Here is a 13411-nt window from a genome sequence, read left to right as displayed (position 1 = left end):
CCTGATTGCGGCGCGCTGGGCGGGGTGGGGTTATCCATTTTCCTGCGAAGCGAGCGGCCCGCTATCATGGGAAAAGAGCGATGGCAATGGGGGGCGGTTCTTTTTCCGGTCATGCAAAGCGTCGTCTGCCCTTTTTGCTGTCATTTTCGATCGCCAATATGATGCCGATGCATGTCATGATTGTCAGCATTGACGATCCGCCATAAGAAAAAAGCGGCAGGGGGATGCCAACCACTGGGGCCAGCCCCATCACCATCATCAGATTGATCGCGAGGTAGAAAAAGATCGTCATGGTCAGTCCGGCGGCCGTCAATTGCCCAAATCGCGTTCGTGCCGTCAACGCGACCCGCGTCGACCAGCGGAGCAGCAGGAAAAAGCCGATCAGCAGGATAAGGCCGCCGATCAGCCCCCATTCTTCGGCCATCGTGGCAAAGATAAAGTCGGTGTGACCTTCGGGCAGGTAGTCGAGATGGCTTTGCGAGCCGTTGAGGAAGCCTTTGCCGAAAATGCCGCCTGATCCGATTGCGATCTTTGACTGGCTGATATGATAGCCCGCGCCAAGCGGATCGCTTTCGGGATCCATGAAGATCAGGATGCGTTTTTGCTGATAATCATGGAGCATTGAGAAGACGACGGGGAGGGCCGCCGCCCCGGCTAGGGCCGCGCTGCCGAACCACCATAGCGGCAGTCCCGACAGAAACATGACGACAACCGCGCTCGCCGTAATCGCCAAGGCTGTGCCTAGATCAGGTTGGAGCATCACCAGCGCTGCCGGCACGCCTATGACCACTAGTGCGGGCCACAAGGCCGAGAAACTGCGCGTCAGGGTCGGTGGTACCTGCGCATAAAAGCGCGCGAGTGCGACGACGATGGCAACCTTCATCAGCTCCGACGGCTGCAACGTCATAAAACCGAGATTGAGCCAGCGCTGGCTGCCGCCTCCAATGCCGCCGATCAGTTCGACAAGTATCAACAGCGCGACAAGACCGAGATAGGCAGGCCAGGCCAATTGTTCGAAGAGGCGCAGCGGTAAGCGCGCAATAACGAGGGCGAGGATCAGAAAGGCGATAAAGCGCACGCCTTGCTGCATAGCCCAGGGTGACAGGCTGCCACCGGCGGCTGAATAGAGAACGAGTAAGCTAAAGCCGACGATTGCGGACAAAAGCAGAATGAGGCGCCACGGGAAGCGCGCGACGGCGGCGGGAACCGGGATCATATCGACACGTCCGGATCGGGATCAGCCGACTTTGGCGATTTCCATGCGGCAAAGTCGCGCGCCATGCGCTCCTGAATTGTGCCGCCCCATCCGGCCTCAAAACCTTCGAGTGCCGTCATGGCTTTTTCGCGGTCGAATAAATAGGTCATCACATCGCGCGCAACCGGATAGGCGGCACCCGATCCGCCACCATGCTCGATCACGACGGCAGCGGCATAGCGGGGCGCGTCAAAGGGCGCGAAACAGATAAACAGGCCGTGATCGCGATATTTCCAGAGCCCGCCTTTGCCGCGCCCTTTGTCGAGGCTGACCACCTGCGCGGTGCCTGTCTTGCCGGCCATTTTTACATCATCGATGGGCAGGCGCGCGCGGCCAGCGGTGCCCGCGCCGTTGACAACCTCGTTCATCGCATTGCGAACGATGCTGATATGCTCGTCCGAAAAGCCGAGGCTTGGGATCAGGGGACGTTTAGCGTCGCGGGTCAGATGCGGCATCAACGCATTGCCGGTCGCCAGTCGCGACGCCATTACGGCGAGCTGGGTCGGGTTGGCGAGCATATAGCCCTGACCGATAGTGGAATTGACCGTGTCGGCGACCGTCCAGGGCCGCCCATATTTCTTTTCTTTCCAGGCGGGGCTGGGGACCGTGCCATAGCTTTGGCTGGGAAAGGGCAGGGGGAAGGTCTGACCCATGCCCAGTCGTTTGCCCATCGCGGCGATGACATCCATCCCCATCTGCTGTGCGAAATGATAGAAATAGACATCGCAGCTTTGGTAAATGCCCTTGGCCATCGCGACCCGGCCATGCCCGCGTCTTTGCCAGCAGTGGAATATGCGGTTGCCGACGCGCAACCCGCCGTTGCAGGTTGTGGCGGCTTCGGGGTCCAGCCCTGCTTCCAGAAAGCTCATCGCCACCATCGGCTTGACGGTCGACCCCGGTGGATACAGCCCGCTCAATGTCTTGTTACGCAGCGGAACATGGTCGTTCTGGCTGAGCCATTTATATTCAGAAACGCCAATCCCTCGGGAAAAACTGTTGGGATCGAAGCTTGGCATAGAGGCCATCGCCAGCACATCGCCGGTTAGGCAATCGAGGACGACGACCGATCCCGATTCGGGGCCAAGCCGACGCGCGGCGTAATCCTGCAAATCGGCATCGATGGTGAGGTGGACAGTCTGCCCTTGAACATCCGGCCGCACCGCCAGGTCGCGAACAACCTTGCCGCGTGCCGTGACTTCGACCCGCTTGGCACCGGGTTTGCCGCGCAGCACCGGTTCGAAATATTTCTCCAGTGCCTGTTTGCCGATCTTGAAACCGGGGGTGATGTAGATCGGGTCTTTGGCTTCTTCATATTCCTCGGCATTGGGGGAGCCGACATAGCCGATCAAATGACCGACAGCGGCGCCGGTCGGGTAATTGCGGGCAAAGGAGCGCGCCGGAGCAACACCCGAAAGGTCGGGAAGTCGGACGAGAACCGAGGCATATTGCGACTCGTCGATATCCTCTACGACCGCGACGGGTTGATAACCCGACGCCGCTTTCAGGTCGCGGCGGATGCGCTGCATCGTGTCGCCGTCCAGTTGCAACAAGGTTTCTAGCTGGTCGAGGACATTGTCCTTGTCGTGCAGGCGGTCGGGAATGAGGTCGATGCGCAAACTGACGCGATTATTGGCCATGGCCTTGCCATTCCGGTCGACAATCCAGCCGCGCCGGGGCGGAAGCAGCGTCAGGTTGACGCGATTGCTTTCGGACAAGAGGACATAGCGATCATTGTCGATGATGGAGATATAGGCCATGCGCGCCGCGAGCGCAGTGCCGAGAGCAACCTGAGCCCCACCGACGAGCATGGCACGGCGGGTGAAGGTTATTCCTCTCCAGGCTTCGGTAATCGGCGGTTTGCGGCGGGCCATGGGACGTCTATCGACGTTTCAGGCGGAACTTGTCAAACCTGCCCGTCAAACGCAGGAACAGGGGCACGAGCAAGGCAGCCAAGATGATCTGAGGAAGCACGAGGCCCAATAGGCGGCCTGTCGGTGCGTGCGGGTGTACAATCCACGCACCCAGAAACTGAATGATCGCGACAAGCGCCGCGGTAATCGCCCAGTCATGGGCAAAACCGCGCCAATATATCCGCTGCGAGAAATATTGGATGGCGATGCAAGCGAGCGTCCACAGGCCTATGGCACAGCCGATGGGCTGGCCGCTGAACATATCATCCCATAGTCCGAGCGGTAACCCGATCCACACCGGCCACATTTCGGCGCGGAGCATCTGCCAGCACAGGAACATGATCAGTCCGAGCGGCGGCAGCATCGGTGAATTGGCAATCAGGGGCAGCATTAACGGCAGCGCCGACGCGAACATGACGGTCGCGATCGGCACCAGCTGCATACGCAGCCTTGATGCGGGTTCGCCAAGCCGGGGACCGGTGCGGGTATTCATGGCGCGGGAGGCGTCGGGGACGCAGCGACATTATCCGGGCTGCGCGCCGTATAGGGGCGCAGCACGGCGACGGCGTCGACCTTTGCCGGATCGGCGAGGGGCCTTGCCAGCGCGCCGTCATTCTCTCGGCGGATGACGATGGCGACGGGGATGTTGGGCGGATAAAGCCCGCCGGTTCCCGACGTGACCATGATGTCGCCGGGTTTGAAAGGATTGTTGGCGATATTCAGCGTCTTGATGTCCAGATCGCCATTGCCGCGCCCCGCCGCCAAGGCTGGCAGGCCATCGCGGGCGCGCCGGACGGGCACGATATTATCGACATCGGTTAGCAACAGCACCTGTGCAACCGAGGGGCCGGCAGCGAGAACGCGTCCGATCAGCCCATCGGCACCGCGCACCGGCTGTCCCGAACTGACGCCGCGATTGCGACCGATGCTGAGCAGCGCAACGCGGCGGCTGCTGGTTGAGGTGGACGTCAGCAAATAACCGTTGGCGAGGGCATTGCGTTCATTTTCCTGAAGTTTGAGCAGCGCCTTAAGCTGGCGGTTTTCCTCTTGCAGCGCGCTGGTTGCCACCAGTTTGCGCCGCGTTTCTGTCAGTTGTTGGCGCAGGCGCCGGTTTTGCGATCCTGCCGCGACATAGGCGGACACACTATCATCGATCCCGGACAGCGATCCGGTTGCCGATCGGGTCACGCGGGCAACGGGCGCCGCGGTCTCTTGGGCCGCGATCCGCAACTGGGCAAAGCCGACCGGGTCTGCGAACGACAAAATGGCAAGCAAAAGCCCAGCCAGCGCGCCTGTCACCGCAATGACATAGGCGACGAACAGGCTGTACTGGGCCTTTCGGGATTGCCCCGGTCGTCTGTTTGCCGGGCGAACCATCGAACCGCTTCGTCTCCGATTAGGCCTGCAGCAAAACGCCGCGGAAGGCCGGATCTTCCATCGCCCGACCGGTGCCGATCGCGACGCAGGTTAGCGGGTCATCCGCCACGGTTACAGGCAGACCCGTGGCATCGCGCAGCATGTCATCCAGTTCGGAGATCAGCGCTCCGCCGCCGGTCAGAACAATACCCTGGTCGACAATGTCAGCGGCGAGTTCGGGGGCGGTATTTTCGAGTGCGATCCGTACACCCTCGATAATCGTGCCAATGGGTTCGGACAGCGCTTCGGAAATCTGGGTCTGATTGATCGAGATTTCCTTGGGGACGCCGTTGACGAGGTCGCGGCCCTTAATATGTATTGTCAGGCCGGTGCCATCGGCAGGCGCGCGCGCAATGCCAAAGTCTTTCTTGATCCGTTCTGCCGTAGATTCGCCTATCAGCAAATTATGGTGGCGGCGGACATAGGACACAATGGCTTCGTCCATCTTGTCACCGCCTGCGCGGACCGACGTCGTATAGGCGAGCCCGCGAAGCGAGAAAATCGCGACTTCGGTCGTGCCGCCGCCAATATCGACGACCATCGAACCGATGGGCTCGGTCACCGGCATGTCGGCGCCAATAGCAGCGGCCATCGGTTCCTCAATCAGCCAGACTTCGCTGGCTCCTGCGTTGGAGGCGGCGTCGCGGATGGCGCGGCGTTCGACGCTGGTCGATCCCGATGGGACGCAGATGACGATTTCGGGGCTGCGAAAGGCGTTGGGCTTTCCGCCATGCACCTTGGTGATGAAGTGCTTGATCATCTGTTCGGCGACATCAATGTCGGCGATAACACCATCACGCAGCGGGCGGATGGCTTCGATGCTGTCGGGGGTCTTGCCCATCATCAGCTTGGCATCGTCACCAACCGCTTTGACACGCTTGATACCATTTATTGTTTCGACCGCGACGACCGAAGGCTCGTTGAGCACAATGCCCTTGCCGCGGACGTAAACAACCGTATTGGCCGTACCAAGATCGATCGCCATATCTTGCGAATTAAAATTGAACAGGCGGGAAAAGAAGGACATCGATGCTTATTCCTGTTTTTAGTTGGCGTGACGGCCCATCGGGCACCTTCCCACCGTCATTGAACCTGCAGACCCGACCGTCAACACTGATTGATTGTGAAAGCTCAAAAGTCAGTCTTGGGAGCCGTTCGAAAAAAGCGATCGATCTGGGCGGGTGGGTCGCGATTTGCGCCCGACTGCGCTAGGAGGGCATCTATGTCAATACGCCGCCTGCCGGAAAAGCTCGTAAATCGGATTGCTGCCGGTGAAGTGGTCGAAAGACCAGCCGCTGCGCTCAAGGAATTGGTCGAAAATGCCCTCGACGCGGGTGCAACGCGCATCGTGGTGCGAATCGGTGACGGCGGTATCTCGCATATCGATGTCGAAGATGACGGCAGCGGAATGACCGCGGCTGACATGGCGCTGGCGCTCGAACGCCATGCGACGTCCAAATTGCCCGATGAGGCGATCGAGTCGGTGACAACATTGGGCTTTCGCGGAGAGGCGCTGCCCTCGATTGCGAGTGTCGCGCGATTGACTCTCGAAAGCCGCATAGCAAGCGGCGACGGCTGGCGGCGCGTCGTCGACAATGGTCAGCTGGAAAGCGAAGGCCCCGCCGCGCTAAGCAAGGGCACGCGGGTGACCGTCGATGATCTGTTCGCGCGTATCCCCGCCCGCCGCAAATTTTTGCGCAGCCCGCGCAGCGAATATGCGGCGTGTCAGGACGTTGTGAAGCGGCTCGCCATGGCGCGTCCCGATGTCGGCTTTGCGATGGAGCATGACGGCCGCCGCGTATTGGACGTGCAGGGCGGGCAGGATCGGCTGGCGCGTGTCGCGGCGCTCACCCATCGCGATCTGGCCGCGAACAGCATCGGCATCGATATCGACCGCGAGGATGTGCATTTGGGCGGGGTCATCAGCTTGCCGACCTACAATCGCGGCATTGCCGATCATCAATATCTGTTCGTCAATGGGCGACCGGTGAAGGACCGGCTGCTCGTCGGCGCGTTGCGCGGAGCCTATGCCGATTTACTGGCGCGTGACCGGCATCCGGTGGTGGCGCTGTTCCTCGACCTGCCGGGCGAACAGGTCGATGTGAATGTCCACCCCGCCAAAACCGAAGTGCGCTTTCGCGATCCGCAGATGATTCGCGGGATGATTGTCGGCGGACTGCGCCGCGCCCTCGACGATCATGGTTTTCGCAGCGTCCAGCGCCCTGCAGCGGCGGCGCTGGCGGCGTGGCAGCAGGAACCGGGACCAGCGCCGGCGGCGACGTTGTTCGGTGCGAGCCCTGCCATGCCAGAGCCGTATGTGGCTCAATTGCATGACCGGGCGATGCCCTTTGCCCCGTCGCCTGATGCGCCTACGTCTGATGCGCTTCCGATGGGCCGCGCCGAAGTCGCCGTGGCGCCGCCACCCGACAGTGCGGCGCACCCGCTGGGAATCGCGCGCGGGCAGATATCCAAAACCTATATCGTGGCCGAGGCCGAGGATGGTCTGGTCATCGTTGACCAGCACGCTGCGCACGAACGGCTGGTGCTCGAACAATTGCGGCGCGGCATGACGGGGCAGGCGGTGCCGTCGCAGGGGTTGCTGTTGCCCGAAGTCGTCGAGCTGGACGAAGTGGCGTGCGACCGGCTGGAGGCGGCGTCGGGCGATCTAGCGACCTTGGGCGTCGAGCTGGAGCGTTTCGGTCCAGGGGCGGTGATGGTGCGTGCGACTCCGGCGATGCTGGGCGCGATTGATTGCAGCAGGCTGATCACCGACATTGCCGATGATCTGGCGGGTTATGACGCTGCGCTGGGCTTGAATGAACGTATCGAACTGGTCGCCGCTACCATGGCGTGCCACGGGTCGGTGCGCGCCGGACGAACGCTCAACGTCGCCGAAATGAACGCGCTGCTCCGCACGATGGAAGTCACCCCGCACAGCGGCCAATGCAACCACGGCCGCCCGACTTGGGTCAAGCTGGCGATGGGGGATGTGGAGAAGTTGTTCGGGCGGAAGTGAGGGCGGGATTTGCAAATGGCGCGGTGATGTCCGCTAACGACCGGTGCAGACATGCGACACCTCTCTAAATCGTACCCTGAACTCGTTTCAGGGTCCATGGCCTAAGGTCGAAGCATCAGGCCATGGACCCTGAAGCAAGTTCAGCATGACGGATTATAAACGTCCGGTAGCCGGCCAAAAAACTGACCATCTGTTCACAGCACTGAGTCACCTCTCACCCGGATCAGTCCCACGCTGACCATCGTCATCACCGGCACATCGTCCTGATTGAGCACCGTCAGCCTTGATTTGAAGCTGCCCATTTCGGGTTTGCTTTGCGACTGGCGCTTTTCCAATACCTCGGTTTCGCAGCGTAGCGTGTCGCCGGGATAGACGGGTTTGAGCCAGTGGAGCTCGTCCATGCCGGGTGAGCCAAGCCCCGCTTGTTGATGCACCTTCATATTGTCGACGATCATCCGCATCGCCATGCTGCCGGTGTGCCAGCCACTGGCCGACAGGCGTCCAAAATAGGTTTCCGCTGCCGCTTCATCACTGAGGTGAAAGGGCTGCGGATCATATTTTTCTGCAAAGTCGATCACTTCTTCGCGGGTGACGAGTTTGTTGCCGAAACTTTGTTTGGACCCGACTTCGATATCTTCAAAATAGAGCATATCTGTCCTGTCAGGCCATTGTCACGCCGGCCTCGCCGCGCGCGACGACGCCGGTGGCGCGCTTGCTGAGGGTGTTGGTGGGGGTCGTGACCTTGTCGACGACCATGAAGTTCGTTTGCCACGCCTCGCGGTTGACGTCGCACACCATATAGCCGCGCTGGTCATTGGCGAATTTGAGTTCGGGGTTGATCGCCAGCCATTCGTCGGTGCCGCGGCGCTTGTCGCTGCCGTCACCGCCAGAACTAATTGAGGTGCCGACAAATTCGGCGCCGACGACCTTGTCCTTCAGCACCAGATCGCCGCAGAAATTCTGATGCTCGTCACCCGTTAGCACGACGACATTGTCGAGACCGGCCATGCGCGACAGCATCCGTTCGCGCGGTGCTTCATATCCGGCCCAGCTGTCGAGATTCAAAATTTTCTTGGGTTCATCGGGGCTCCGCCGCCGGTCGAGCGACATCATGGTCACTTGCTGTGCCAGCGTGTTCCACGTCGCGCCGCCCTTTGCCAGATCGCGTGCCAGCCATTCCTCCTGTGCGCGGCCCAGCACTTGTGCATCCTTGGCAAAGACGCCGGGGCAGGCGGGTTTGAAACCGTCTTCGCAGGGCTGGTCGCTGCGATATTGGCGGGTGTCGAGCAATTGCATCGCCATCAGGTCGCCATAGCGAAGTTCGCGGTTGAGCGCGACCATGCCGCCACGTGGGATCATCGCGCGGCGCACCGGCATATGTTCATACCAGGCCTGCATCGCGGCTTGTTTGCGGAGCATGAAGACTTCGGGCGGTGCGGCGTCGGGATCATTGCCGTCCTCCATGCGCCAATTATCGACATCGGACACCCAGTCGTTGCGGATTTCATGGTCGTCAAAGCTGGAAAGGAAGGCATGGGCCGAACGCGCGGCCTGCAAATCGACGTCCCCTAGTTGCTGGCTATAGGCGATGCGAAAATCATCGAGGTCGATCAGGTTGCGAAAGGCGTTCTTGCGCACCGGGCGGCTCGGCAGGCCGTCGCTGTAGAGATAATCATAGCTATATTCATAAATGAAGTCGCCATAGTGATAGACGAAGGCCAGATCTTCGCGGGCAAGGTGGCGATAGGCGCCGAAAAAGCCCGCTTCAAAATGCTGGCACCCACAAACCCCGAATTTCAGCGCATCAACGCTGGCGCCCACGGCGGGGAGAGTGCGGGCACGGCCGCGCAGGCTGCGGTCGCCGCCAACGGTGAAGCGGTAATAATAGACGCGGTCGGGGAGCAGTCCCGCGACCTCGACATGGACGCTGTGACCAAGTTCGGGGCGCGCGAGCTCGGTGCCCTTGGCGACAATTTTGTCAAAGCGGCTATCGCTCGCCACTTCCCAGTCGACCGCCATCGGATAGAGCGGCATACCGCCATGCGGTGCCAGCGGATCGGGCGCGAGCCGCGTCCAGATGACAAAGCCATCGGCGCTCGGATCGCCAGCCGTGACGCCAAGGCTGAATGGATAGTCGCGAAACAGGCTTTGCGCGCGCACCAAGCCGGGTGCGGCCAATCCGGTTACCGTGGCAGCAGCAAGAAAATGGCGACGATTGAACATGGTGTGGCTCCAAAGGACGAACGACTCGACCGCCCCTCGATAGACCAGTGTGCTGTTACTTCAATGACCTATGCCCGGTTGGACGGTCATTGCTCGCGCGACCCTAGCTATGCAGGAAGTGCATCACGTCGCCATCATGGACGACATAGGATTTGCCCTCGGCGCGTAGCTTTCCGGCTTCGCGCGCGCGCGCTTCGCCGCCCAGCACGACATAATCGTCATAGGCGATGGTTTCGGCGCGGATGAAACCTTTCTGGAAATCGCTGTGGATCTCGCCCGCCGCTTCGGGAGCGGTGGCGCCGGTAGGGACGGTCCATGCCCGCGCTTCCTGCGGCCCGACGGTGAAAAAGGTGATGAGGTGCAGCAGTTCGTAACCGGCGCGGATGACGCGAGCGAGGCCGGTTTCGTGCAGGCCCATTTCCTCGAGGAATTCCAGCCGGTCGGCCATGTCCATCGTCACCAGCTCGCTTTCGATTGCGGCGGAAACGACAACCGCCTGCGCGCCTTCGGCAGCGGCGCGGGCAAAGACTGTTTCGGAGAACGCATTGCCGTTGGCTGCGCTGGCTTCATCGACATTGCACACATAGAGGACGGGTTTGGAGGTTAGGAGTTGCGCGGTCCGAAGCACGCGTTCTTCTTCTTCGTCCTTGGGCTGGGTCAGTCGGGCCGGCTTGCCTTCGCGGAGCAGGTCGAGCGTCTGACCGAGGACGCTGGCGGCGATTTTCGCTTCCTTGTCGCCCTGTGCGGCCTTTTTGATGAAAGCGGGGACGCGCTTTTCGAGGCTTTCGAGGTCGGATAGCAGCAATTCGGTTTCGACCGTTTCGGCGTCGGCGACAGGGTCGACCTTATTCTCGACATGCTGGATGTCGTCATCTTCGAAACAACGCAGCACATGGACGATAGCGTCGACCTCGCGGATATTGCCAAGGAACTGGTTTCCCAGTCCTTCGCCCTTTGACGCGCCGCGAACCAGACCCGCAATGTCGACAAAGGCCAGCTGGGTCGCGATGATTTTCTTGCTGCTCGCGATAGCCGAGAGTTTTTCTAGCCGCGCATCGGGGACCGCGACATTGCCGATATTGGGTTCGATGGTGCAAAAAGGATAATTGGCCGCCTGCGCCGCCGCCGTTTCGGTCAGCGCATTGAACAATGTGGACTTGCCTACATTAGGCAGTCCGACGATACCGCATTTGAAACCCATTATCTGTCCTTAATCTTGCTTAGTCTTGCAGTCGCAAAGCGAGGTCGTTCACGAAACGCACATCGTCACCATCGGCCAACCATGGCACTTCGGCAGCGATGGCACCGAGTAGGTCGATGAGCGGTTCGACTTCGCTCTTGTGATAATTGCCCAGAACATGACCCGTCACCCGATGCTTTTCGCCCGGGTGGCCGATGCCGATGCGCACGCGGCGGAAATCTTCGCCGATATGCTGGATGATGCTGCGGATGCCATTGTGGCCCGCCGCGCCGCCGCCTTGCTTGACCTTTACCCGCATCGGCAACAGGTCGAGTTCGTCGTAAAAGACGGTCACGTCCTGCGATGTCAATTTGTAGAAATCGAGCGCGGCGCGCACGCTGCGGCCGCTTTCGTTCATGAAGGTGCCGGGTTTGAGCAGCAGGATGCGTTGATTGCCGATCCGGCCATCCTGAATCCAGCCCTGAAATTTCTTGGCTGGTGCGGGGAAGCCGTGGACATCGGCGATGACATCCGCGGCCATGAAACCGACATTGTGACGGTGGAGCGCATATTGCGGTCCGGGATTACCGAGGCCGACCCATAATTGCATGAATTTCATCCCTCCACTTTAGGGGAGGGGCAGCGAGACTTACCAGCTTGCTGGTTAGTCGCAGCGGGGTGGGGCCATCGGCCTAGCTCCACCTCGCAACCCCCACCCCAACCCCTCCCCTGAAGGGGAGGGGTTAGAGTCGGCATTATTCGGCGTCGTCGCCCGTGGCGGCTTCGCCTTCGGTTTCGCCTTCAGTTTCGGCGTCTTCGTCTTCAGCTTCGGTGTCGCCTTCGCTCGACTTCATCGCCGACGGTGCAACGATGGTCGCGATGGTGAAGTCGCGATCAGTGATCGCGCTCTCGCTGCCATCGGGCAAGATGATGCTGCTGATGTGGATCGAATCGCCAACGTCATAGCCGGTGACATCAATCTGGATGTCGTCAGGCAATTTGTCGGCGTCGCAGATGAGTTCCAGCTCGTGGCGCACGACGTTCAGAACGCCGCCGCGTTTCAGGCCAGGTGCCAGTTCTTCGTTGAAGAAGTGGACGGGAACCGAAACGGCAACCTTGGCGTCCTTGGAAATGCGCAGGAAGTCGGCGTGGAGCGGACGATCCTTGACGGGGTGGAAAGACACATCCTTGGGCAGGGTGCGCACTTTTTTGCCGCCAACGTCGATCATCACAACCGAGTTCATGAAATGACCCGTCATCAACTGCTTCATCAGCAGCTTTTCTTCGACGTGGATCATCAAGGGTTCTTCTTTGCCGCCATAGACTACGGCGGGGACGCGGCCATTACGACGCAACTCACGTGAGGCTCCCTTGCCTCCCCGTTCACGCGTCTCGGCCGACAGCACCAGCTGGTCGCTCATCATTTTTCTCCGAGTATAGATTTCACAGTCCGCCACGCCTCCAGGGATGACCATAACGGAAGCCGCGGCGCTTAGCGGGGAAGGCGGGCAAATGCAAGGGGTCGGGCGTCTATTGCACCCGTCGCACCGCGATGCCGCGCTTGGCCAGTCGTTCGGGAAGGCCGTCTGGCCCCGCCAGATGACCCGCTCCGACGGCTAGGAACACTGTTCCCGGCTTGTCCAGCCGTTTGATCGCCCAATTGGTCCAGCGAATGTTGCGGTTGGTATAGATGCTTTGCATGGCGATGGGGCTGTTGTCTGAATCCTCGAGGATAAGGGCGTGGATCTGGTCGACATTGCCCGTCGACCACGCATCGACCAACCTGTGGACCTCGTTGACGGCGTCGTCCGATTTTCGGATCGTTTCGGTCAGCATGTCATGTTGCACGCGGGCGGGCAGGCTGTCGAACAGCATCAACTGGCCCTGGGCGGTTTCCAGCCCCTTGATTGGTTTGCCATCGGCCTGAAAGCGGCTGATCAGTCCCATTTCGACACCCGCAGAACCCGTCAGACCGGCGCGGGTCGCCGTATAGGAGCCCATCGCCAAGGTGATCGCCCAATCGTCGAGTTTGTCGCCATCAAAGCCGTTCAGTCCGCTCTTGCTGGTCAGGTGGCGATATTTGGCGAACAGGTCCGGTGACAAGCGATCGCGCATAGCTAGCGGGTGGTCGCGTGCCGCGAGCTTCTTCATCACCGCGGGCGCGGCACTGACTTGGGCGGGTGAGAGTTCCAGAACCAGCGTGTCGGCCGCCGCGATGGCTTTGCCCACCGCGCCATCGTCCCAATCCGTCCGCGCGGGCAGGGCGTGCATCGTGCCAAGCATATAGAGGGTGGTGTCGCCGTCGCTGGCGACCCACATCGCCGGGCTGGCCTTGTGTATCTCGCCGCTGTCGCACGACGTCAGCAGGCATAGCAAAAGGGCCGCCACAAAAGGGCGACCCTTTCGCAAGG

The 13411-nt window shown here is 60.7% G+C and carries 12 protein-coding genes; 1 reads left to right on the top strand and 11 read right to left on the bottom strand.

Translation table 11 applies throughout. The features are described 5' to 3' along the window. Nucleotides 1-109 precede the first annotated feature (109 nt). From rodA to ACR3XE_RS10805, 5 genes are read right to left on the bottom strand one after another with little or no spacing between them, the layout of a single operon-like run. Complete coding sequence (gene rodA / locus ACR3XE_RS10825) at nucleotides 110-1216, bottom strand: rod shape-determining protein RodA (RefSeq protein ID WP_473700172.1); 1107 nt, start codon at nucleotides 1214-1216, stop codon at nucleotides 110-112. Next, a complete protein-coding gene (gene mrdA, locus ACR3XE_RS10820; protein ID WP_473700173.1) occupies nucleotides 1213-3126 on the bottom strand; it encodes a penicillin-binding protein 2 in 1914 nt (637 codons plus the stop codon). Before mrdA ends, rodA begins: the two co-directional genes overlap by 4 nt. 7 nt (nucleotides 3127-3133) lie before the next feature. Beyond that, nucleotides 3134-3658, bottom strand: a complete 525-nt coding sequence (locus tag ACR3XE_RS10815; RefSeq protein ID WP_473700174.1) for a rod shape-determining protein MreD — start codon at nucleotides 3656-3658, stop codon at nucleotides 3134-3136. Then, nucleotides 3655-4542 (bottom strand): rod shape-determining protein MreC, encoded by an 888-nt coding sequence (gene mreC / locus ACR3XE_RS10810; protein ID WP_473700175.1) that lies wholly within the window; start codon nucleotides 4540-4542, stop codon nucleotides 3655-3657. The genes ACR3XE_RS10815 and mreC overlap by 4 nt, the downstream gene beginning before the upstream one ends. 19 nt (nucleotides 4543-4561) lie before the next feature. Further along, complete coding sequence (locus tag ACR3XE_RS10805; RefSeq protein ID WP_486185726.1) at nucleotides 4562-5608, bottom strand: rod shape-determining protein; 1047 nt, start codon at nucleotides 5606-5608, stop codon at nucleotides 4562-4564. A gap of 195 nt (nucleotides 5609-5803) precedes the next feature. Here ACR3XE_RS10805 and mutL point away from each other — a divergent pair, with 195 nt between their 5' ends. Continuing rightward, nucleotides 5804-7597 (top strand): DNA mismatch repair endonuclease MutL, encoded by a 1794-nt coding sequence (gene mutL / locus ACR3XE_RS10800; protein ID WP_473700177.1) that lies wholly within the window; start codon nucleotides 5804-5806, stop codon nucleotides 7595-7597. Between the two features lie 194 nt (nucleotides 7598-7791). Here the strand turns inward: mutL and ACR3XE_RS10795 are convergent, their stop codons facing one another. From ACR3XE_RS10795 to ACR3XE_RS10770, 6 genes are all read right to left on the bottom strand, one after another. Further along, complete coding sequence (locus tag ACR3XE_RS10795; protein WP_473700178.1) at nucleotides 7792-8247, bottom strand: MaoC family dehydratase; 456 nt, start codon at nucleotides 8245-8247, stop codon at nucleotides 7792-7794. 10 nt (nucleotides 8248-8257) lie between these two features. Continuing rightward, nucleotides 8258-9820 carry an alkaline phosphatase D family protein gene (locus ACR3XE_RS10790; protein WP_473700179.1) on the bottom strand — a complete coding sequence of 521 codons (1563 nt, stop codon included), beginning with the start codon at nucleotides 9818-9820 and terminating at the stop codon, nucleotides 8258-8260. Between the two features lie 103 nt (nucleotides 9821-9923). After that, nucleotides 9924-11021 carry a redox-regulated ATPase YchF gene (ychF, locus tag ACR3XE_RS10785; RefSeq protein ID WP_473700180.1) on the bottom strand — a complete coding sequence of 366 codons (1098 nt, stop codon included), beginning with the start codon at nucleotides 11019-11021 and terminating at the stop codon, nucleotides 9924-9926. Between the two features lie 19 nt (nucleotides 11022-11040). Beyond that, nucleotides 11041-11610: an aminoacyl-tRNA hydrolase gene (gene pth / locus ACR3XE_RS10780; RefSeq protein ID WP_473700303.1), complete on the bottom strand. Its 570-nt coding sequence runs from the start codon at nucleotides 11608-11610 to the stop codon at nucleotides 11041-11043. A 145-nt stretch (nucleotides 11611-11755) separates the two neighbouring features. Further along, on the bottom strand, nucleotides 11756-12421 hold the full coding sequence (locus ACR3XE_RS10775; RefSeq protein WP_473700304.1) for a 50S ribosomal protein L25/general stress protein Ctc: 666 nt from the start codon (nucleotides 12419-12421) through the stop codon (nucleotides 11756-11758). Nucleotides 12422-12530: 109 nt separating this feature from the next. Continuing rightward, nucleotides 12531-13388, bottom strand: a complete 858-nt coding sequence (locus ACR3XE_RS10770; protein WP_473700181.1) for a TraB/GumN family protein — start codon at nucleotides 13386-13388, stop codon at nucleotides 12531-12533. Nucleotides 13389-13411 lie beyond the last annotated feature (23 nt).

The sequence above is a fragment of the Sphingopyxis sp. 10G20-10 genome (assembly GCF_057365075.1).
This window is presented reverse-complemented; position numbering and strand designations above follow the sequence as displayed.